Here is a 21,898-nt window from a genome sequence, read left to right on the forward strand (position 1 = left end):
CTACATGTTCCGCCAGTCACCGCTTTGCTCAAATGCGTGCGCTGCCTGGTATATTTTCAACTCGCCATATTTAGCCCCCACCAGCATCATGCCGATTGGCAGCCCCTCGCTTAGCCCGCAGGGAACGTTCATTGCGGGCAGGCCACCATTAAACGGTGCGGTATTGCCGATCATTTCAAAGGCGCGCTGCACGTATTCAGTGATCGAGCAGTCAGCGGTCGGGATCTTTTGTGGCTTCATCGGTACCGTGGGCATCAGCAGCACATCATATTGCTGCAAGGCGGCTGCGTATTTCTCGTTCACTTTGCGCATCAGGTTTTGGGCTTTGCCATAGAACCGGCCACGGTATTGTTCCTGAAAAAACTCGCCGGTGAACATACTGACCTTTAGCGAATGGCTCAGCTCATCCGCACGATTGCGCCACTGCGCCATGTGGTCGATCATCGAGGGCAAGAACAGCCCGCGGTAATTGGTTCCGGCTGAATTGCCGTGCATCATATGATCTTGCAGGCCTTCAAGAGTGATCGCCGTCCAGCAATCGACGGCAAGCTGGTGTTCCGGTACGGATACTTCGTCAACCAGCGCGCCCAGCGCGCGGAAACGGTCTGCGGCGGCCAGAACTTTTTGGTCCACGTCTGCCTCGCTTTCGGGGCGGTGGAAACCCTGTTTCAGGATGCCAATACGCAGTCCCTGCGCACCACGACCCAAGGCTTCGGTATAGCGGAACACTTGCGGATTATATTGGCGTGGGTCCAGACCGTCTTCGCCTGCCAAGACCTCTAGCAGCAGCGCATTGTCAGCAACGGTATTGGTCACTGGTCCAACGTGATCGATGGTCTGCTCGACCGGCATAACGCCGGTATAGGGCACCAAACCGTGGGTTGGTTTCATGCCGTAAACGCCACAGTTTGACGACGGGATGCGGATGGATCCACCCTGATCGCCGGCAATGGCCATGTCCACTTCGCCAGCAGCCACCAATGCAGCTGAGCCACTGGAGGAGCCCCCGGCCATGTAACCATGTTTCCATGGGTTATGGACCGGCCCCTTGGCGTTGGTGTGAGACCCGCCTGACAGGCAGAAATTCTCATTATGGGCTTTGCCAACAATCGTCGCGCCGGCGTCCAGCATTCGGGTCACAATGGTGGCATCAATCTCTGGCGTATAGCCCTCCATTATCGAAGACCCGTTCATCATTGGCACACCAGCCAGACATACGGTGTCTTTCAGTACAATGCGTTTGCCGCGCAGCGGGCCATCAGCTGCACCGCATACTTCGGTTTTCACATACCAGGCGTTTAGGGGGTTTTCGCTTAAGTCCGGAAACCGGCCGGGCGAGCGTGGGTAGCGCACTGGCGGCAGGTTATCTGGGGTGGCATCCAGCCGATCATAGGCTTGAATATAGGGCTCCATCAGCTCAGAATATTCAGTCAGCTCTGCATCCGTCAGGTTCATGCCAAATCGCGTGGCCATGTCGCGCATCTGGGTAAGAGTCGGGCGTTTGATTGTCATGTTGGTCACCGTTGGGAAAATGGGTTCCGCTGCCGAGGATCTGGGCTGCGACTGTTGTGGTGTGTTGGATTGAGAGGCAGTTGGGCTGGCCTGACCGCGTGTTGACCGTGCTGCGCCAAAGCCCAAAAACTGGTCGACTTTGGCTTGATCGCTCAGGTCATTGCGGCTCAGTTCGCCAGTGATCCGGCCGCGTTCAAGAACCAGGACCCGGTCAGAAAGGTCCGAAATGAAGTCAAAATTCTGCTCGACCAACAGGATCGAGAGCCCGCGCCGTTCGCGCAGTTGCAAAAGCGTTTCGGCCATTTCTTCGATGATTGACGGCTGGATGCCTTCGGTTGGTTCGTCCAACAACAGAAAATCCGGGTCCCCCATCAGGCAACGTGCCAGAGCCAGCAACTGTTGCTCGCCGCCAGACAGTGCCCCACCCATCCGGTTCAGCAATCGGGTCAGACGCGGGAAATCCTCTAGGACCGCGTCCATTACCTCTTGCTCGGGGCCGCCAGAATAGTCGTGCCAAGCAAATCGCAGGTTGTCGCGTACTGAAAGTTGCGGGAAGATCCCCCTGCCCTGCGGTACATATCCCAACCCCAGCCCGGCCCGCTCGTTGGGGGACATGCGGGTGATGTCGGTATTGTAAAATTGCAACCGACCCGAACTGGCTGGCTGGAACCCCATCACCGTTTTCAGCAGCGTGGTCTTGCCCATGCCATTGTGGCCCAGGATGCCAACCACTTCGTTTTCGCCCACGGCAAAATCGATACCATGCAGGATTGGCACCTTGCCATAGCCCCCAGACAGGCCCTTGATTTCCAGGATATCGTTCATGTCCTCAGGCATCATCCAGCCTTCTTTCCAAGATAAACATTACGTACAGTTTCGTCGGACATAACCTTGTCCACGTGGTCCTCCATCAGCACCGCGCCCTGATGGAAAACGGTTACTGTTTGGGCGATCGAGCGAATGAACTGCATGTCATGCTCAACAATCACCACAGCGGCTGTTTTGGTTAGTTCGTGAATGATTTCGGTCATGCGTTCGACGTCTTCGGCGCTCATGCCGGCTGCGGGTTCATCCAGCAACACCAGCCAGGGATCGCCCACAGCCACCAGTCCCAGTTCCACCCGCTGCCGTTCGCCATGGGCCAGGTTGCCCAAATCCGAGCGGGCAATGGAGTTCAGCGCCAGCCGTTCTATGACAGCTTCGGCTTTGTGCTTGGCCTCATCCACCGAATGGAACCGTCGCGCTGCCAGCCAGATGTTTTCAAACACGCTGAGGTTATCCATCACATTGGGCGTCTGGGTTTTGATCCCCACGCCGAGCGAGGCAATCTGATGCGGCATCCAACCGGTGGTTTCCTGACCCCGCATGAACACCTGACCCTCGGTTGGTGTCAGCAGCCCAGTCACACATTTAAAGAATGTGGACTTCCCTGCCCCATTGGGGCCGATCAGACAGCGCAGCTCACGGGCGCGCAGTTTGAAGTTCACATTGTCTGAGGCCACAACTCCACCAAAGCGCATTGTCAGAGCCTGAGTTTCCAGAACCACTTCAGCCATTGGCCCGCCCCCTATTGCGCATTCGTCGGGCCTGATGCACCCGGCTGGGTGAGCGGCGCGCGAAACTTACCTTCCATAGGCTTGAAATTGCAGGCACCAGGCCCTTGGGCAGGAACAGTACAAACAGCACCAGGATCAGCCCGGTGATCAACGTGTTGTCGATCAGGCTCTGCTGGCCCAAGGCAAATTTGAGATAAGCCAGCCCGGCAGCACCCAATATGGGACCGAACCGGGTGCCCAGGCCGCCCACGATGCACCAGATGATAATTTCGGCTGACTGCCCCAGCGAGAATAGCCCTGGAGTTACGATTTCGCCCCAGTTGGCAAACAGCGCCCCGGCCAGCCCGGCGATGGCGGCGCCAATGGCAAACAGGATGGTTTTGCGGGCGGCGACGTCATAGCCCATAAGTGACATCCGGGTTTCATTTTCGCGAATGCCAACGGCGATCCGGCCAAAGCTGGACCGCAGCAGTGCCGACACCAGCAGATAGACCAGCACCATCATGACTGCGCAGACATAGTAGTAGGCGTCGCCCCAGATATAGGCATCTGGATCGCCCGGTACATTCAGCGTCTGAAAGCCTGGAATACCGTTGAATCCGCCCAGTCGCGCCGTGCCAATCACGAATTGCGGGCCTGCGGTGGAATTGATGAACTTGAACAGGATCAGCGTGACCACCAGTGTGATCACCCCAAGATAAACATCGGTCAACCGACCATAGAACATCATAGCACCCAGCAGCAGAGCCGCGATGGCGGGCACCAGAATGGCGATGAGCATCGGCAGGGTGCTTTCGCCAATGTTGATGGCGGCGATTGCATAGGTGTAGGCGCCCAGGCCAAAGAACGCAGCCTGGCCAAAGCACAAGATGCCGCCAAACCCCCAGATCAAGCCAAGGCTGAACCCTAGCATCCCGTAGATGATCAACACGGTCAGTGTGTAGGTGCTAACCAATTGCGGCAGCAGCCATATCAGCCCCCCTGCCACGACAAGCGTCGTCATGACGTCTTTGCCCATTCGATCTTGCATCACAACTTTCCCTTGAAGAATTTACCGGTCACGCCTTGGGGCAACAGCCGCAGCAGGACGACAGCCGCCACCAGCAATGCGACGTCTCCGATCACCGGCGAGATGGCGAAGGTGAAAATCTGGTTGACCAGGCCAAACAGACCGGCACTGCTGAGCAATCCGGCAACCAGCGACGGACCGCCTGCGATTACTGTGATAAAGGCCTTGGCGATGTATGCGCCGCCGGATGTGGGCACCAAGCCCACCAGCGGCGCCAGCACTGCGCCCGCCAAACCGGACAGGGCCGAGCCACAGAAAAAAGTCGCCATGTAGATACGGTCGGGGCTGTAGCCTAAAGCGGCGGCGATGTCGGACCGTTGCATGGTACCACGCGCGATCAACCCAGCCCGCGTAGATTTTAGTATCACCAGCATGCCGACCACCAGGGCGATCGCGACAAGGATGATGAAGAAGTTATATCCGTTAATCTGATAGTCGCCGACTGAAAAGCCAGGGATCGGAGTAGAGATGCCCGTGGTGGTATTGCCAAAAATCATCGTGGCCACCCCGATGAAAAACAGGCTTAGCCCCCAGGTTGCCAGCATGGTGTCAACCAACCGGCCATAAAGATGGCGGATCACCAGTCGTTCGACCACAAGGCCAATCAGTCCAACGGTGATCGGGGCCACGACCAGCATGGCCACAAAAACATTCGCGCCCAGATTAACGGCGGTGATGGTGGCGTATCCACCCATCATCATGAACTCGCCATGGGCCAGGTTGATGACTTTCATCATGCCGAACACCACGGCCAGCCCGGCGCTGATCAGCACCAGAGAGGCAACCGCGTAGAGCATCTCGACAAGTATGACGATAGAGAGATCCATGTTTCCCCAACTTCGCTTGACAAGCCGGGGGTGTTCCCCGGCCAGAGGTTGAGGCGGCAGTCGCCGCCCCAGTTTTGTTTTATGATCAGATTAGATCTGGATTTCGTACTGTGTGTTGTCGTTTGGACTCGTGGCCAGATCACAGACGGATTGGGTGTCAATGGGCTGCCGCTGCGGCAGTGTTTCAATCACCTTCATCCGCTGGTCTTCAAACTCCATCAGATGCACATCCAGAACCGCGTGGTGGGTTTTGGGATCAACCGTTACTTTGCCACCAGGTCCTTCGATCGAAATGCCGGTTTCCAGTGCATCAATGATGCTGTCACGATCCAGAGATCCAGCCATTTCCACGGCCTTGGCCCATGTCATGACGCCTTGATAAGTCGATACCGCTGTCTCATGGATATTGGAGTTGTCACCAAAAGCCGCCAGCCAGGACGCCTTGAACGCTGCATTTGCAGGGGTGTCGAGCTGTTGCGAATAGTTGTAGGCAACCATGATCCCGTTGCCCTCTTCCGGTGTCAGAACCAATTGTTCGTTGCCCACACCCAAAGTCGTGGATGCCAGAGGGATACGGTCTTTCATTCCCGCCGCCGCCCACTGACGGAAAAACGACAGATGTGCACCGCCAACCAATGGGGCAATCACCAGATCCGGAGCAGCGGTTTGGATTTTTGCAATTGTCGAGCCAAAGTCGCTGACATCCAGCGGGAAGAAGTCCAGACCTACGGTTTCACCGCCATTGTCCGCGACAAATTTCTGGATCCAACGGGCGGTGATTTGACCGTAGTTGTAATCGGCCGCCAGAATATAGACCTTCTTGCCCGCCTTTTTCATCGCGTATGGCACCAGGGCTTCGACCTGCTGGGCCGGTGTCACACCGTTGATAAAGATGTTGCGGTCACAAACGCCGCCTTCGTACAGCACGTTGTAGAAGTACAGAGTCTTTGTCTTGCGCATGGTCTGGCGGATCGCCTCACGTGACGCTGACAGGATGCCACCATGCACCACATCAACTCGGTCTTGGCGGGTCAGCTGTTGGGCGTATTGCGAATAAAGCGCCATGTCGGATTGGGTGTCATAACCCGAAACTTCGACCTGTTTGCTCAGCAATCCGCCAGAGGCGTTGATCTCGTCCACGGCCAGTCGCATCGCCATGTCCATTGGCTTGCCGTAGGCATCAAAAATGCCGGACGTATCTAGGATAGAGCCTAGTTTGATGGTATCTGCGGCGCTGGCGAAGCTTGGCAACATTGCCGCCCCTGTCATGGTCGCTGTTCTGCCTAGGAATGCGCGTCGGTCAAGTGACATTAGTTTTCCTCCCTATTGTCAGTTCAGTTGGGTATGGCGACGGTTTTGTCCGTCACTCTTTGGCTTTGATCCGGTTGGCGTAGTCGGCTGTTCGGCCGGCCAGATTGGCGTCAAAATCCAACCCGATTTCTTCGCCCATCTGCTTCATCGCGGGCAGCTGCACGGCCATGCCCAGTATTTGATCCATCGCCGCACCAAAGGCTCCTTCGACACCTTCACCAGATTTGGTCCCGCCCAGCCCACCGACCTGATTGATGCGGATCGAGTCGATTTTCTCGACTGGCTTCATCATCTGCGTCATGATCTCGGGCATTCGGTCCAGCCTGCGCTCTTCCAGACGCATGCGGATCACTGCGTCACTCAGGGTGTTTTCGGCAGAATTCAGGGCCGACTGGCCAGCAGCGGTGGCTTCCATGCGGGCTTTTTCAGCTTGGGCATTGCTGGTTGCAACGGCCGCTTCGGCCTTGGCTCGTGCCAGCAGAATGTCGACTTCGCTTTTGACGCGCGCGTCTTCCAGTTCGATATTCTTTTGCTGTACCAGGCGGGCGGTGTCACGTTCCCGTTCTGCCACAGCCCGGTCTTTTTGGGCCTGAACATTCTCTGCAGCCAATAGGACCTGCGCTCGCGCTTCCTCTTCTAGGGCCTTCACTTCTGCTTCTTCAGCACGTTTGCGGGCCAAAAGAATGTCGTTGGCAATCTTGGCTTCCTCGAGCACCCGGATGGCTCTCATTTCCACCTGACGCAGGGCTTCGTCACTTTCAATTTGAGCCGCCTTGGCCTTCTGGTCGCTCTCGATGCGGTTTGTTTCCGCAGCCAACTGCGCTTCGGCGCGGGTGATATCTTGGCGTGATTTTGCGTCTGCTTCTAGGGCTGCCAGATGTTCCTGGTTGGCGATTTCAGCCGCACGTTCGGCTTGTTGAATTTCGATCTGTCGCTGGTTTTGCGCCAACCGGCTTTCCCGCACCGAGATTTCAGCCTGGGTTTCGACCGCCACTCGGGCTTTGCGCTGTTCAGCCACCAGTTCAGCCAATCGTCGCATGCCCTGCGCATTAAAGGCGTTGTTTTCGTTCATCTGGCTCAGATCACTTTGATCGACTGAGACAAGCGACGCAGAGACCAATGTTAGTCCCAGTTTTGCAGCCTGCGCCTCTACAGCTGTGGAAATGTCGTTGGTAAACCCAGCACGATCCAGGTGGATCTCCTCAAGTGTACGGGTCGCGGCCGCATTCTGGATTGCACCCACCAGCGCGCCGGACAGGACCTCTTGAACCGCGTCTCCGTTGCGCGCGATCCGCGGCCCCAGGGCCTGCGCTGCGGTTGAGATACCCTCAACGCTAGGAGCAACCCGTAGTTCGAATTCAACCTCGACATCCGCGCGCATCTGATCGCGGGTCAACAGGGCGTCCTGGCCTTTTCGGGAAGTTGAAAACGTCAAAGCCCCCATCGAGACTTTGTGGATCTGGTGCAGAAACGGCAGCGACAGACAGCCTCCGTCCATGACCACACGACACCCGCCAAATCCGGTGCGCACCAGCGCGCTGTCTAACGTCGCCTTGGCAAAATATCGGTGTAGAAACCAAATCCCAACCAGCGAAAGCAATGCCAGAGAAAACAGTGAAATTGTCCAGATCAAGGCCAGATCCCCCCAAAGCCGCGTGTCCAGTCAATTGTTGGCTACCCAACAATGACCCTTTGGCCTCAACCGTGAGGGAAATTGATTTCCATTTCAAGTAAATATTTGAAATGGAAAATATTTACTTTTAACCCGTTGAATTAAAAGCTTCTATTACTTCAAACCTAACCCCATCGGCGCGAGCGAGGTATATTTTCGCCCGTTCACCAATGCGATCATTGGGACTAATCCGGCCACTTTTGTAATTCACTTGCAGCGCATCTAGGCTGTTTTGGTGGCGCCAGCGGGAAGCATGCCCCTGCATCAGGCCAGCCAGGTATTGCACACCTTCATAGGTCGATTGCCCGATGGCATTTAGGACAGGTGCCTGATCCCCATGTAGGCCATAGTACCGCTCCTTGAACGCACCGTTCGCCTCGGTTGGCAGGTTGCCAAAATAGGCCGTCGCTGCAAACAGCCGCTTCAGGTTTTTGGCACCGCAGGCCAACAGGCCGTTTTCTTCCATAGCGCAAGACAGACGCAGGACCCGGTCGTGCAAACCTGCCCTACCAAATGCCCTGTTAAAGGCAATGGCGTCTTGCCCCACCAAAGACAGCAACACCGCTCCTGCACCCGACCGGTCGATTTCATCAACAAACTGGTCCATTTTCTTCAGACCAAATGGAACGTATTTTTCATAAGCCAGATCCACCGACATTTCAGCCAGTTTCGACTTTGCATAGGAATGTGAAGTTCTTGGCCAAACGTAGTCATTGCCGATCAGAGCCCAGCTCTTTGGTCGATACTTATTTTGCAACAACTCCATCGAGGGTCCTAGTTGTTCTTGCGGAGTTTCTCCAATGGCAAACAAACCGGCGGTCCGCTCGCCACCCTCATATAGCGGCGTATAGATGTAGGGTACCCGCTGTCGCACCACCTTGCTCAGCCGCTGTCGAATTGCGCTAATATGCATGCCAACGATAGCATCTATTGACCTGCTTTCTATCAGATCATTGACCACCTCCTCGATTGGCACGCTGGCCTCCAGTGCAGAATCGATCATGATCAATTGCACCTTACGCCCGCAAATCCCATTCCCCCGATTCAATTCTTCGACGGCAACCTGGGCACTTGAAATACACGATGGCGCCCAAATGCCTGCTGAACCGCACATCGGAATGAGCAGGGCAATGCGGTAGGCCTCTCGTGAACGCGCCAACGGTCCGTCGCGCAAGTCAGCCAACTCGGCCGGTATCAAACTGTCAGACAATAACACCCTCACCCCCCCTGCTTCCTGTCCAAGTGGATTAAGGAAGCTAACACATAGCAATTGAATTTAGTTTCCAAGTCAATTAAATTCTGGTTTGTAACTTTGGTGGTGTCGAACATGAGTGAACTTCAAAACCCGATTGAAGACTACGTTTCTTATGCCTTGGCGGCGGCGCACCGGGCGGTGAATCGGTCCCTGGTCGCACGACTGAAAAAACACGGCGTCCAGATCGAAGCCTGGCGGATCATGGAAATATTGGATACTGGCCGGCGGCTGACGATGGGAGAGCTGGCCCAAATCGCACTGATCAATCCACCTGCCCTCAGTAAGTTGGTGGACCGCATGGTTTCAAATGGTTTTGTGCATCGCCAATCTGCGCAGAACGACCACCGGCAGGTGAACCTGCTGATCACCGCATTGGGTCAAAAACGAATGATCCAAATAAGAGCCGAGATCCAGGATCAGGATGATCAAATTCTACAGCAACTTGGCGATGAGCAAACCAAAAAACTATTGGATATTCTGGGCGGGCTCTCATGAACTTCGACGCGCAGGTTGCCCTCTGTTCACCCATTTGATGTTGAGCGCGGCTGTTTTGCCGCGCTCTTTATTGGCTTAGTCGTTGCGCCGCACGCGGGCTGCGCTTTTGTCGGCGAAGGCGGCGAGGCGGGCGCGGGCTTCGGGTTGGGTGTTCACCACACCGGCCACCACGGCTTCGGCATAGGCGGCATCCATCGCTGACATGTTCTGCATATGGCTGACGGCGGAACAGATGGCAAAGTTCGACAGTGGCAGGTTCTCGGCCACCCGGCGGGCCAGTTCCATGGCTTTGTCCAGGCTGGATCCGTCAACGATATACTGGGCCAGACCAAGATCGACCGCCTCCTGACCCTGATACACCCGCCCGGTCAGCATCATGTCGATCATCCGCGATTTGCCTACCAGATCCGTCACCCGGATGGTTGCCCCACCACCAGTGAACAGACCGCGTTGCCCTTCGGGCAGGGCAAAATAGGCGCTTTGGTCCATCACCCGGACATGGGCTGAACTGGCCAGCTCCAAGCCACCCCCAACAACCGCCCCCTGCAGGGCTGCAATCACCGGCACCCCACCGTATTCCATCTTGTTAAAGGCCTCGTGCCAGCGCAGGCAGACATGCATGAAGTCCGCCGGGCTGCGGTCGGCATCATGGTGTTCAATCAGGTCCAGACCGGCGCAAAAATGATCGCCAGCACCAGCAAGGACCACCGCCTTTACCCCGGCACGCGGGGCGACAGAGAAGAACTCTACCAGCTCTTCGATGGTGTCGATATCCAGCGCGTTTCGCTTTGTCGGGCGGTTCAGCGTCACCACCCAGACGCCATCATCCTGGGCCTCAACAGCAAGATTGGTAAAACGGGAGACATCAATATGAGCGGCCATGGTTTGGTCCTTTCGAGGAAACAGGAAGTCAGATAGGTGTTCGCGGCGACATGCATAGGGCCGTTTTTGGCAGGGGTGCCCTGCCGTCAGAGGCGCCCTGCTTCTATCCCCAGGTGACAGAAGATGTTTCGATCAGAGCACCGCCGAAAGCAGGCTGTCAGCGCCCTCTACAATACGGTCACGCTGGACAGCCGTCTCAGGCAGGATGTGATCACCATAGAACCGGGCGGTGGCAATCTTGGCTGTCATAAACGCGGGATCTTCTCCACGCGCCAGGGCTGCTTCGGCCACCAGCAGGGAGCGGGCCAGCTGCCACCCCGCCATCAGGTTCCCCGCCAACATCAGATACGGAACACCGCCCGCAAAGGCTGCGTTGGCATCCTGTTTGCCGACCTGCAGCACATAGCTGACTGCAGACAAGAAGGCCTCGCGGGCACCGCTCAGCCGTGCAGCCATCGTCTGCGCGGTTGTCGAGCCACGCAACAGCTCTTGCTCGGTCTGCTCGATCAACGCTGCAAAACGCAGCGCAGTTTCGCCACCATCACGCAGGGTTTTACGGCCAATCAGATCGTTGGCCTGGATCGCTGTTGTGCCCTCATAGATCGGCAGAATGCGGGCATCCCGGTAGTGCTGCGCCGCGCCGGTTTCTTCGATAAAGCCCATGCCGCCATGGATCTGAACGCCGGTTGAGGCAATTTCAACGCCATTTTCGGTACAGAAGCCTTTGACCAACGGGATCAGAAACTCCGAGAAGGCGGTCGCCTCGGCACGGTCCCCGGCGGTTTCAGCATGGCGCGCCAGATCCTGCCATCCCGCTGCAAACGCAGAGAGCGCCCGCCCTCCTTCGGTCAGGGCCCGCATGCGCATCAGCATCCGGCGCACATCAGGATGGTTGATAATAGCAACGGCCTCACGCGAGGAGCCATCAACCGGGCGGCTTTGCACCCGCTCCTTTGCAAAGGCAAGCGCCTGTTGATAGGCGCGCTCGCCCAGGGCAACTCCCTGCAAACCCACAGCAAAGCGGGCTGCGTTCATCATCTCAAACATATACTCCAGACCGGAGTTTTCTGCGCCCAGCAAAAAGCCAGTGGCCCCCTCATAGTCCAGAACAGCTGTCGGGCTGGCGGTAATACCCAGCTTGTGTTCGATGCTGACGCAGTGAACGGCGTTGCGGTCCCCCAGCGCCCCCTCCGCCGTCACAAGGAACTTAGGAACCAGGAAAAGACTGATCCCTTTCACGCCTACCGGGGCGTCCGGCGTGCGGGCCAGCACCAAATGGATGGTGTTTTCCGACAGCTCGTGCTCCCCATAGGTGATGAAGATTTTAGTGCCGGTGATCCGATAGGTTCCATCATCCTGTGGGTCAGCCCGCGTCCGCAACAGCGCCAGATCGCTGCCTGCCTGCGGTTCTGTCAGGTTCATCGTGCCGGTCCATTTGCCCGACACAAGATTGGCCAGATAGCTGGCTTTGGTTGCATCCGACCCCGCCGTCAGCAGCGCCTCAATCGCCCCATCTGTCAACAGCGGACACAGCGCAAAGCTCATGTTTGCAGCGTTGAGTATCTCTGTGGCGGCCGCGCCAACCGAGCGTGGCAGCCCCTGACCACCAAACTCTTCCGGATGCTGCAGGCTCTGCCACCCCATGTCGACAAACTGCGCATAGGCCTCTTTAAACCCGGCCGGTAAGGTCACACGCCCGGCGTCAAACTGCGACCCGACCCGATCCCCGGGCGCATTCAATGGGGCGATCTCTTCCACACAGAAGCGCCCAAGCTCCTCAAGAATGGCGGCAACATCGCCAAGTTCCAGAGCGTCATGGCCCGGCAGGCTGCTCACCCGGGACCACCCCGAAAGGTGCTCAATATTGAAAAGCATGTCTTTGGTAGGTGCCTCAAAACTCACGTTGCTGTCTCCACGCTGAAGGTTCACCAAACGTCTATAGACAACTTCACCTCAACTCAGCAATCGCCACAACAGACCCAAAACTTGCCTAAAGTGACAAAATCGGGCATATGAGGGTGACGATGACCTCCACCCTAAACACCCCCATTCTGCCAACCGTTTCACATGCCTTTCTTGCCGATTGGCTCACGGTTCTGCATCGCCATTGCCCAGCGTCACAACTGGCAGGGTTCCTGGACCAAACTGGTCTGTCCGAGACCGAGCCCCCCAGTGCCCGTGTCACCCATGACCAGATTGTCCGGCTTTACCAGTTGGTCGCGGTCGAAACAGGTGATGAGATGATGGGGCTTTGGAGCCGCCCGATCCGGACCGGCGCACTCAAACATCTCTGCACCACGGTGCGAGGCGCCTCCTCCCTTTCGGCAGCACTGTACCGCTTTACCACCTTCTGGAACCTACTGCTCGACGACCATCACATGACTCTCGAAAAAGAGGACGCGACTTTGCACCTGCGTCTGTCCCCGCGCGGTGCCCAGGAGCCACAGCGGTTTGGCCACATGCTGCTGCTGAAACTGGCGCATGGAATTTCATCCTGGCTGGTGGGCCGAGAATTGCCTTTGTCCGAAGTGGGTTTCGCGTTTGACCGACCGGCATTTGCAGAGGATTATCCCATCCTCTTCCCCGCTCCGATACGCTTTGCCCAGGAAAATTCATCCATCGCCTTTGATAGCCGCTTGGGCAGTCTACCCGTCTCACGCAGCGAGGCCGAGATGCAGGATTTTCTTCTCAGGGCGCCGCGAGACTGGATTTTCACCAGCTTCCGTGAACACGCCATCCTGCTGCGCGTCCGCGAAATCCTGCTCCTGTCCGAACACCTGGAAGGGCATCTTGAAAGCACGGCTCAGACGCTGAACCTCGCGCCCCGCACGCTGATGCGACGGCTGGACGCGGAAGGAACATCTTTTCAGGCCATCAAAGACGGCCTGCGCCGTGACATCGCCATCCGTGATCTGGCGCACGGCACCAAAAGCATCGAAGCCATATCCCAAGACATCGGATTTGCTTCATCGGCAAACTTCTACCGCGCATTCAAGCGGTGGACACTCAGGACCCCGGGAGAATTTCGAAGACAAAACAAACTAGACCCACCTGACTGATTTCGTTCATATCGCCTTTGCTTCACGTCTGGCCTCGCGACCAAAAAAGATCAGGTAGAACACAGGCGCAGCGATCAGGGTCAGGACGGTGGCAAAGGTCAGGCCGCCCATGATGGTCACCGCCATCGACTTAAAGAACGCATCGCCAAGTAAGGGCACCATGCCAAGTACGGTTGTCACCGCCGCCAGCATAACCGGACGTAGGCGCGACACCGAGGCCTCAACAATAGCGTCGCGCATCATCTTACCTTCGGCCCGGACCAGATCAATCTCTTCGACCAACACAATGCCGTTCTTGATCAGCATTCCCGACAGGCTAAGCAGTCCCAGCAATGCGGTGAAAGTGAATGGCAGACCTGTACCTAGCAGACCAATCACCACACCATTCACCGACATTGGCACCAAAAGCCAGATAATGACCGGCTGCCGAATGGCATTGAACAGCAACACCGAGATCAGCACCATGATCAGTCCGGACAGCGGCAGTTGCCCACCCAAACTGGCATTGGCATCCGCCGCACTCTCGTGTTCTCCGCCCCACTCCAACTTATAGCCAGGCGGTAGATCCATCGCCTCAATCACTTCGTGGATCTCATTGAACACTGTTGCAGCAGTCATATCTGCGGGAATATCTGCGCTGACGGTCAACGTTGGCACTCGGTCGCGGCGGTGAACCAGTGTGTTCTGTACTTCGACATCAACACCATCAATCATCTGTTCCAGCGGAACGAATTTTCCGGTTGAACTGGAATAGACCACTTGATCCATCAGGTTATAGGCTCCGTCCAGCGGACGCCGTAGAATGATAGGGATCAAACGTTCACGTTCACGAAACATGCCGCCAACGATGCCATCGGTCGAGAACATCAAAGTGTCGGCAATATCCTCGCGACTAACGCCAGCCGTCTGGGCCCGGTCAGTGGCATATATCGGCTTCAACACAAGCTCTTGTTCACGCCAATTGTTGCGCACACTCAGAATGTTAGGAGATGCTTTCGTCAAGCGCTCAGCGGCATCTTCCCCTAACTGACGCAAGATCTTTGCGTCAGGCCCTGAGAACCGCACCTCAATCGGATCACCTCCGCCCGGGCCAAAAACCAGCCGCTTGGTTCGAAATTCCCCTTCGGGGAATTGCGCCTGACCAAAGGCTTCAAGATCGGCCTGAATTGCCGGAATTTCTTCCAAGCTGGGAGCCCTGATAATCAGATGGCCATAGCTGAGATTGGGTTTCTCGGCCTGATAGGTCAGCATGAACCGCGAGGCCCCCTGGCCTACAAAACTGGTCACCGACACTACATCTTCCCGCTTGGCCAACCACTCCTCGAATACCTTCAAATGATCCGATGTGGTATGGATTGATGTCCCCTGAGGCAGCTTGTAATGGACGAAGAAGAGAGGTGTGTTCGAGTTCGGGAAAAACTGTTGTTTGACCTGGCCAAAGCCAATGAAACAAACAACCGTGACCGCAACCAAACCAACAACAACCAACCAGCGCAGCTTTAGCGCCAGCCGTAAGGTGCCGCCATAGGCGCGGAACAGTAGCCCGCTATAAGCATCGATGCCGCCCTCTTTCCCCTGCTTAAAGAAGTAGTGACCCAGAAGTGGTGTAGCGGTCAGGGCCAGCAACCAGCTGAGCAGCAGGGATATTGCGATAACCGCAAACAATGAAAACAGGAATTCACCCGCGGAATCCGGACTCAAGCCAATACCAGCAAAGGCCATGATGCCAATCACTGTTGCCCCCAGCAGTGGAATTTGCGTTTTGGCAGAAGCTTCATCCGCTGCATCACGCGAAGACTTGCCTCGCAACATCGAGATTTGCATGCCTTCGGCCACAACAATTGCGTTGTCCACCAACATGCCCATAGCAATGATCAGCGCGCCCAGTGAAATCCGTTCCATTGAGATCGAAAACAATTTCATGAACAACAGTGTGCCAACAACCGTCAACAGCAGCGTGGTCCCCACAACAATGGCAGCGCGCCATCCCATGAAGATCGCCAGAACCGCAATTACGATGGCCACAGACATGGCCAAGTTGACCAGAAAATCGTTTGACGCTTTTTCAACCACCACATGCTGCTGATAGATTGGTTCCAGTTGAACCCCGTAAGGGATATCTGCATCCAGTTCAGCCAATCTGGCATCAACACGCTTCCCAACTTCGACAATGTTTTCGGTCGCTAGTCCAGCGATCCCAAATGAAAACGCTTCGGTACCGTTAAAGCGAATGATCAGATCCGGGTCAGTTGTCCGACCGCGATGCACCGCCGCCATGTCAAAGATGTTGACAACTTCCCCCTGCGCACCAACAGACAGGCCGGCAATTTCAGACACACTATCGGACCCGGCTGGCGCCAGTAGGCGCGTTTCACTTGGTCCCGCATCCAAGGTCCCGGCAGCACGTACCGAATTGGAGGTGGCAATGGCATTTGCCATCGCAGACATCGGGACGTTCTGGTTGACAGAAATCGCCAGATCCAGCTCAACAAAAATCGCCTCGTTTGGCAGGCCAGAGACCTCAACATCCGCGACACCATTCACAGCCAACAGTTCACGGCGCAAAAATGTGGCCAGTTCATGCTTTTCAGCATCGGTAAAACCCTCTGCCGTGACCGCGTAGAACAAGCCGAATACATCACCAAAATTGTCATTCACATAGGGTTGCCCAACACCGTCAGGCAATCCTCGTGATGCATCCCGTATCCGGGCGCGGAGCTTGGTCCAGATTTCAGGCAGCTCGGTACCATCATAAATGTCCTGCATTTCCACTTCGATCAGCGACGACCCAGGCTGGTTGATCGAGGTTATCAGCTTCACTTCGGCCATCTTTTGAATGGCCGATTCCAGAGGCTCGGACACCTCAAGTGCCACCTGTTCAGCGGTTGCACCGGGGTATTGGGTGGCAATGATGACCTGCTTGATCGTAAAGGCCGGATCTTCAAGCCGCCCCAGTGATGTGAACCCCCAGATCCCACCCAATAGGGCAATCAGCATGATCAGCCACGTGTACAGTGGCCTGTCGATTGATGCACGTGCGATGTTCATACCGCCGCCCTCAGTTCGCAAAGCCGGTGAACCGGCGCACCGATTGGCCATCGGTCAAAGCGCCCCCACCAGTAAGGACAATCTCTTCGCCCCCTTGAAGACCCGACAACACTCGGAAATTCCCAAATTGCGTGGGTTCAATATCAACCGGTGTCCATGTCACGCGCCCTTCATCTGCACCCTTTGGGGAAAACACCATTGCGCCAACTTGACCCGACGGATTGCTGACCAGCGCCGTTGCAGGCAGTGAAATGATGTCCTCTCCTGCATCCGCCACGACCTTTACCGTGGTCGAGGCCCCTGGGAACACTTGCATGTCTTTTGGCGGCTCAAACAAAAAGGTTACCTTATAGGTTTGTCCGACATTACTTGCCTCGGCATCGAATTCTAGAATTTGCAGTGGGAATTCATCATCGCGCCCGGGAAATGTTGCGGTAATTTCCAAGACATCACCTTCTTCAGATTTCTGAAATAGGATTTCGGGGACATCCACCTCGATGTGCAATTCGGACATGTCATGCATGCGGACAATTGGTGTGCCCGCGTTGACGGTGGTAAACAACGCTACTTCCCGGCTGGAAACTAATGCGTCAAATGGGGCCCTCATCGTCGCCTGCCGCAACGCGTACTCGGCGTCTCGTACCGCAATCGCCGCCAACCCTGCCTGTGTAATAGCATCATCACTTGCGACTTTGCTTACAGTACCTTCCAGCTTGGCCATCCGAGTAACCGTACGATCTGCCTGTTCTTTTTGCAGCCTCGCCTGTTCCAGTTTTAGTTCGAACTGCTCTAAATCCAGCTCGGCAATCAATGCGCCGGTCGGCACAATAATTCCTTCAGCCACCGGAAACTTGAGGATTTGACCACTAACTTGAAATGCCAGATCGACCGTTTGTTTGGCCGCAACTTGTCCAAAAAACTGGCGTTCCAGATGGGCTTCCCCAGTTTCCGTGGTCATCAGCTTTACCGGTTTTGGAAGCGCTTCGGCCACAGACATCACAGGCGCGGCCATCAATGTCGCCGCCAGAACCGCCGACAGGGTTGTCATCAATCGCATGCTTTTAGTCCTTCCGGCAGGCCAGTTTTAATTACGTTGTCATAGATTTTTCCGGCCAGCACCGAAAAGATCTGTATTTCTTCTTCGTTCAACCCGGAGGCTTCTCGGAACATCACGCCCGCCATCTGTTCCATCTCGCGACGTATGTCCTCGCCACTGTCAGTCAACTCCAGCAGCCAGGCCCTCTTGTCACTTGGATCCCGTCTCCGCTGTAAATGACCCTTTGCTTCAAGGCTATCAGCCGAGGCAGTCACTGCAGACGGAACGGTCAACATCATCTGTGCAAGCAACCCCATACGTCTGGGACGGTCCAACCGGATGATCATGCGACGCTCCATTTTGGCAAGTTTTGGATCGTCATTCATCTTTTCGATGCTGTCGTCCAACTTCCCGTAGAGTGCAAAAACGCCCAAAATAGCACGAATTTCCATCGTTAGCGCCTGAAACGCCGTGTCAGTTTCATCCAAACTCATAGTTCTTCTCGCATTGGCATCACAGCAACTTACTTCGACTTCTGAACCTTACGAATTGAGAAGTAAATATGTATTGTGCACATGTGTGAACCGTCGCACACAAATCACCAACCCAAACGCTTCATCCACCATTCCACAAAGCAATCTACAGCCAAGCCCGCAACGAGCAGCCATCCTATTGGGCAAGTGGGCGCTAAACGTTTCAGCCGAGCGCGATCTGGCTTCGCAGCAATTTGCGGAATGGGAGCCACACATATGGAACGAGAGATGGTTCAGAAAGTGCCCTAAACTGAGCCGGGCTCCGACCGCTAGTTCTGGGTGACGACACGTGCATTTCGCTGGCCCCAATCAACGAATAGGTCGGCCATAATTGTCCCAGCAAGGTCTTCAATTGCGACAGAGCTGATCACCTGATCCCCCTGCTGGCCAAAGGCAACCACCTCATCTCCAACATCAATTGCAGGTAGGCTGGTGACATCTGCGACTATCGTATTTATTGAAATTTTGCCCATCACCGGTAAGCGTTGCCCCCTGATCAGGACCTCGCCGCCGCCTGAAAACCGGCGCGAATACCCGTTTGCATAACCCAATGCGATACTGGCCAGCACCTTGTCCTCGCTCAGGCAACAGGACCGGTCATAGCCTATAGTACTCCCCTTAGGGTAATCCCCGATGCTGACCACCCGGGATTTCAAAACGAGAGCCGATTGGAAATCGGGGCGCGGGCCCGCGATGCCATACAAGATAGCCCCGCATCGCATCATATCAGCTTTTGGGTCCTGCCCTGAGTGTAGCGTTAGCGTGCTACCGGCATGAACCAGAATATCTTGTCGTCGCAGATCGCTATTGGAGAATATCCAAGCTTGGTCATCATGAAAGCGCTGAATGCTTTCAGCCAGCTCTACTGGTTCATTTGACGGGAAATGTGTGCACAATCCAACAATCTGATCGGGAACCAGTTCCAAAATCTCAAAAAAGCCTGCACGGCCACGTGCCGTTGAAAGCTCTAGCCCGTCGCGGGACATACCACCCGCGTTCAATGAGATATGCAACTTTGGAAGAGCCTCTTGACCCAAGGTCTCAATCAGCGACCGCACAGCTGCTGCCCCCCCAAACATTTCCTCTATGCGATCACCTAAGGCGCTCTTAATTTCCTGCGGCGTGGCCGTCCGCAACCGTAACAATCTACCTACAAAACCAGCATTACGTACGGCACGCGCTTCGGCGTTTGAGGAAATTCCAATGTAGCCGATATTTTGTTCCATCAGCAACGGCACCACATTTTCAATCCCATGCCCGTAGGCATCCGACTTAACGACGGCACAAAGCTGTGTGTTGTCTGGCATTCGCTTGAGGGTGCTCAGCAGGTTTCCTGCAATTTTTGGTACCGAAATCTCACACCAAGAACTCTCAATTGCCGCGTCAGCCATTTGGCGAAATGTTGGCTTGACTAGGATCTGAAAGGATCTGGTCGACAATCTCGACAAACAGCGAAACTCCAATTGGGATAAGCGCGTCAGCAAAGTCAAAATCTGGGTTGTGCAACTGTGGCTGATCTTCCCCCGATCCGATAAAGAGCATCGCCGACTTTGCACCGTCCAGCCCGAAGCGACCAAAGTCCTCGGACCAGCGCATTGGGGTGATCATCTCGCACTGTTCCAAGCCCAACTCTGTTGCAGACTGTGCTGCGATTTCGACTGCCTCGTCTGTATTTACAGTTGCCAGAAACACCTCATGGCAGGAGGTGTCCGCAGAGAGAACGCTCAGCCTGTCGAGCGCTGCAGCAACCCGTGTTTCCACATCAGAGACCATCCGTTCCATGCGTCGATCTGTTTGACTGCGCAGTGTAACGCGCAACTCGCCGGAGCCCGGGGAAATACCAAAGCTTGGTTCACCCAAGCTGGCATGTGTCAGTGTTGCCAGAGCGAAATCGGCATGCATTTCGCCCCCCGTTCCGATCTCTGGCAATGTTTGCATCAGTTCCGCCATCGCAGACGCAGGCGATACACCATCTTCGGGCGCAGCTGCGTGCGAGGTCCGACCAGTGAATGCAATCTTCAGTCCCCGCGACGCGCAATTGCTAGTCCCCCTGCACAAGCCAATCTGCCCCAAGGGACGGCCCGGAACGTTGTGATAGGCAAATGCATAGTCAGGCTTGATCTCAGGCCAGCGCGGATCGGCGAGCACTGCTGCGGCCCCTGCTCCCGTTTCTTCGGCTGGCTGAAACAGCAGGATCACCCGCCCTCGTTTAGGGCGCTTTGCCAAGGCCAAGGCTACGCCGAGTACCATCGCCATGTGCCCGTCATGACCGCAAAGGTGTCCCTTACCCTCAACCTTTGATTGATAAAGCACATCTGACACCTCCTGAATGGGCAAACCATCCAGCTCACAACGTATCATGACAGTTGGACCGCCTTGCGCCCCAATCAACGCCGCAGCAACTCCGTGACCACCAAGCCCAGTCCAGATGTGGTCAGCCCCTGCCCGCTCAAGCTCTTGCACAATGCGGGCTGCTGTTTGTTCTTCTTCTCCCGACACTTCAGGCTTTTGGTGCAAGGCACGGCGCAACGCGACCAATTGGGTAATCTGTTCATCCAACAGGGCAAATGCCATGTGTTATCCTTTCACGTCCTGAAACCTTAAACAGTGGTTTGGTATCCGTCCAAAACACGCGTCAGATTGATCCCCAGACTATCACTGAGATAGCCACCTTCTTGCACAAACAGCACTGGTAGACCATGACCCGCCAATGCAGCCCCAATGCGGGCAAAACCGTCTTGCGTCACCGCCAACCCTTGAAAAGGATCATCAACCGAGGCGTCCAGCCCCAATGCAACAACCAGTACATCCGCACCATGCATCGACACCCGCTCAAGCGCGGTTCCAAGCGCCTTTAGAAAACCCTCGTCATCGGTACCGCGCGCCAAAGGCAGATTGAGATTACAACCAAGTCCACGACCCTCGCCGCGTTCCTGCGCATGTCCCCAAAAGAACGGATAGAACCGATCTGGATCGGCATGAATTGATGCTGTCAGCACATCGTCGCGTTCATAAAAAATGCCCTGAGTTCCGTTGCCGTGATGGACATCGACATCAACAATTGCTGGGCGCAATCCAGCCGCGCGCAGGCGTTCTGCCGCGAGTAACGGCATTTCTACAAAGCGACATTGAAGCAGTTACTCAAGAATCGGTGAATTTCCATTTCGGGGATAACGAAGTGGTAGTAAATGAAAAGCGTGGTTATTCAGCTAGCTCCCGAACCGTTATCAAGAATGCATTTCATCTTGCAATTCTTTTCGCGTCTTGCAGGGATTCAAGGATGAAATATCCAAAATTCCTGTTGATGGACAACATTGAAGACAAAGGTATGACAGAATCTCGGAGTAAAAATTTCCAACGTCTAATACTCAAACTAAGCAAACGAACAGAATGTGAACATCAGATTATTTTCACGACGTCTATGCCGGATGCTTCGCTCGACCTGCCAGAGTATACCGTCGGGCCAAAGTATACAGAGAAAAACAAGTCTCTTAAATTGTCTTAATCGCCAAGATGAACCTGTAGAAATGCCGTTACTCGCGGGACATTTCCTTTAACCTCCCAGATTTGGGAAGAAGGAGATGTTCATGAACAAGGATCAACGCGAGATTCAACGTAAGCTGCGGATACTGCGATACGCAGA

General features: G+C 55.4%; 16 protein-coding genes and 1 pseudogene. 2 read left to right on the top strand and 15 right to left on the bottom strand.

Annotation, left to right across the window (positions count from 1 at the left end):
- From FEE96_RS19985 to FEE96_RS20015, 7 genes are all read right to left on the bottom strand, one after another.
- Nucleotides 1–2,337, bottom strand: a complete 2,337-nt coding sequence (locus FEE96_RS19985; protein ID WP_342770986.1) for an amidase — start codon at nucleotides 2,335–2,337, stop codon at nucleotides 1–3.
- A gap of 11 nt (nucleotides 2,338–2,348) precedes the next feature.
- Complete coding sequence (locus tag FEE96_RS19990) at nucleotides 2,349–3,068, bottom strand: ABC transporter ATP-binding protein (RefSeq protein WP_138164889.1); 720 nt, start codon at nucleotides 3,066–3,068, stop codon at nucleotides 2,349–2,351.
- Complete coding sequence (locus tag FEE96_RS19995; protein WP_246079525.1) at nucleotides 3,061–4,098, bottom strand: branched-chain amino acid ABC transporter permease; 1,038 nt, start codon at nucleotides 4,096–4,098, stop codon at nucleotides 3,061–3,063. Before FEE96_RS19995 ends, FEE96_RS19990 begins: the two co-directional genes overlap by 8 nt.
- Nucleotides 4,098–4,964 carry an ABC transporter permease subunit gene (locus FEE96_RS20000; protein ID WP_138164890.1) on the bottom strand — a complete coding sequence of 289 codons (867 nt, stop codon included), beginning with the start codon at nucleotides 4,962–4,964 and terminating at the stop codon, nucleotides 4,098–4,100. The genes FEE96_RS19995 and FEE96_RS20000 overlap by 1 nt, the downstream gene beginning before the upstream one ends.
- Nucleotides 4,965–5,054: 90 nt before the next feature.
- Complete coding sequence (locus tag FEE96_RS20005; protein ID WP_138164891.1) at nucleotides 5,055–6,275, bottom strand: urea ABC transporter substrate-binding protein; 1,221 nt, start codon at nucleotides 6,273–6,275, stop codon at nucleotides 5,055–5,057.
- 52 nt (nucleotides 6,276–6,327) lie between these two features.
- A complete protein-coding gene (locus FEE96_RS20010) occupies nucleotides 6,328–7,908 on the bottom strand; it encodes a flotillin family protein (RefSeq protein WP_138164892.1) in 1,581 nt (526 codons plus the stop codon).
- A 127-nt stretch (nucleotides 7,909–8,035) separates the two neighbouring features.
- Nucleotides 8,036–9,163, bottom strand: a complete 1,128-nt coding sequence (locus FEE96_RS20015) for a substrate-binding domain-containing protein (RefSeq protein WP_246079526.1) — start codon at nucleotides 9,161–9,163, stop codon at nucleotides 8,036–8,038.
- Between the two features lie 111 nt (nucleotides 9,164–9,274).
- On the opposite strand from FEE96_RS20015, the gene FEE96_RS20020 reads away from it, so the two are divergent.
- The gene (locus tag FEE96_RS20020; protein WP_138164893.1) at nucleotides 9,275–9,697 is read left to right on the top strand and encodes a MarR family winged helix-turn-helix transcriptional regulator; all 423 of its coding nucleotides are present in this window, start codon (nucleotides 9,275–9,277) and stop codon (nucleotides 9,695–9,697) included.
- 75 nt (nucleotides 9,698–9,772) lie between these two features.
- Here FEE96_RS20020 and FEE96_RS20025 read toward each other — a convergent pair whose 3' ends face one another.
- Complete coding sequence (locus tag FEE96_RS20025; RefSeq protein WP_138164894.1) at nucleotides 9,773–10,579, bottom strand: crotonase/enoyl-CoA hydratase family protein; 807 nt, start codon at nucleotides 10,577–10,579, stop codon at nucleotides 9,773–9,775.
- A gap of 132 nt (nucleotides 10,580–10,711) precedes the next feature.
- Entirely contained in the window at nucleotides 10,712–12,415 is a 1,704-nt protein-coding gene (locus tag FEE96_RS20030) for an acyl-CoA dehydrogenase family protein (RefSeq protein ID WP_342770987.1), read from the bottom strand.
- A gap of 188 nt (nucleotides 12,416–12,603) precedes the next feature.
- Here FEE96_RS20030 and FEE96_RS20035 point away from each other — a divergent pair, with 188 nt between their 5' ends.
- Complete coding sequence (locus tag FEE96_RS20035; protein WP_138164896.1) at nucleotides 12,604–13,638, top strand: AraC family transcriptional regulator; 1,035 nt, start codon at nucleotides 12,604–12,606, stop codon at nucleotides 13,636–13,638.
- A gap of 6 nt (nucleotides 13,639–13,644) precedes the next feature.
- Here FEE96_RS20035 and FEE96_RS20040 read toward each other — a convergent pair whose 3' ends face one another.
- The 6 genes and pseudogenes from FEE96_RS20040 to FEE96_RS20065 form a co-directional block, all read right to left on the bottom strand.
- Nucleotides 13,645–16,686 (bottom strand): efflux RND transporter permease subunit, encoded by a 3,042-nt coding sequence (locus FEE96_RS20040; RefSeq protein ID WP_138164897.1) that lies wholly within the window; start codon nucleotides 16,684–16,686, stop codon nucleotides 13,645–13,647.
- Between the two features lie 10 nt (nucleotides 16,687–16,696).
- Complete coding sequence (locus FEE96_RS20045) at nucleotides 16,697–17,743, bottom strand: efflux RND transporter periplasmic adaptor subunit (protein WP_138164898.1); 1,047 nt, start codon at nucleotides 17,741–17,743, stop codon at nucleotides 16,697–16,699.
- A complete protein-coding gene (locus FEE96_RS20050) occupies nucleotides 17,734–18,216 on the bottom strand; it encodes a MarR family winged helix-turn-helix transcriptional regulator (protein WP_138164899.1) in 483 nt (160 codons plus the stop codon). Before FEE96_RS20050 ends, FEE96_RS20045 begins: the two co-directional genes overlap by 10 nt.
- Before the next feature lie 308 nt (nucleotides 18,217–18,524).
- Nucleotides 18,525–19,646: an alanine racemase C-terminal domain-containing protein gene (locus FEE96_RS20055; protein ID WP_138164900.1), complete on the bottom strand. Its 1,122-nt coding sequence runs from the start codon at nucleotides 19,644–19,646 to the stop codon at nucleotides 18,525–18,527.
- Entirely contained in the window at nucleotides 19,639–20,829 is a 1,191-nt protein-coding gene (locus FEE96_RS20060; RefSeq protein ID WP_138164901.1) for an amidohydrolase, read from the bottom strand. Before FEE96_RS20060 ends, FEE96_RS20055 begins: the two co-directional genes overlap by 8 nt.
- A 26-nt stretch (nucleotides 20,830–20,855) precedes the next feature.
- Nucleotides 20,856–21,359, bottom strand: a pseudogene (locus FEE96_RS20065) (arginase family protein); the annotation flags it as partial.
- Nucleotides 21,360–21,898: the final 539 nt, after the last annotated feature.

This window comes from Parasedimentitalea maritima (assembly GCF_005771405.1).
In the GTDB taxonomy this organism is placed as follows: Bacteria; Pseudomonadota; Alphaproteobacteria; order Rhodobacterales; family Rhodobacteraceae; genus Parasedimentitalea; species Parasedimentitalea maritima.

Coding starts and splice junctions, on each gene's coding strand:
- FEE96_RS19985 (WP_342770986.1), bottom strand. CDS start 2,337: ATGAACGATATCCTGGAAATCAAGGGCCTGTCTGGGGGCTATGGCAAG.
- FEE96_RS19990 (WP_138164889.1), bottom strand. CDS start 3,068: ATGGCTGAAGTGGTTCTGGAAACTCAGGCTCTGACAATGCGCTTTGGT.
- FEE96_RS19995 (WP_246079525.1), bottom strand. CDS start 4,098: ATGCAAGATCGAATGGGCAAAGACGTCATGACGACGCTTGTCGTGGCA.
- FEE96_RS20000 (WP_138164890.1), bottom strand. CDS start 4,964: ATGGATCTCTCTATCGTCATACTTGTCGAGATGCTCTACGCGGTTGCC.
- FEE96_RS20005 (WP_138164891.1), bottom strand. CDS start 6,275: ATGTCACTTGACCGACGCGCATTCCTAGGCAGAACAGCGACCATGACA.
- FEE96_RS20020 (WP_138164893.1), top strand. CDS start 9,275: ATGAGTGAACTTCAAAACCCGATTGAAGACTACGTTTCTTATGCCTTG.
- FEE96_RS20025 (WP_138164894.1), bottom strand. CDS start 10,579: ATGGCCGCTCATATTGATGTCTCCCGTTTTACCAATCTTGCTGTTGAG.
- FEE96_RS20035 (WP_138164896.1), top strand. CDS start 12,604: ATGACCTCCACCCTAAACACCCCCATTCTGCCAACCGTTTCACATGCC.
- FEE96_RS20040 (WP_138164897.1), bottom strand. CDS start 16,686: ATGAACATCGCACGTGCATCAATCGACAGGCCACTGTACACGTGGCTG.
- FEE96_RS20045 (WP_138164898.1), bottom strand. CDS start 17,743: ATGCGATTGATGACAACCCTGTCGGCGGTTCTGGCGGCGACATTGATG.
- FEE96_RS20050 (WP_138164899.1), bottom strand. CDS start 18,216: ATGAGTTTGGATGAAACTGACACGGCGTTTCAGGCGCTAACGATGGAA.
- FEE96_RS20055 (WP_138164900.1), bottom strand. CDS start 19,646: ATGGCTGACGCGGCAATTGAGAGTTCTTGGTGTGAGATTTCGGTACCA.
- FEE96_RS20060 (WP_138164901.1), bottom strand. CDS start 20,829: ATGGCATTTGCCCTGTTGGATGAACAGATTACCCAATTGGTCGCGTTG.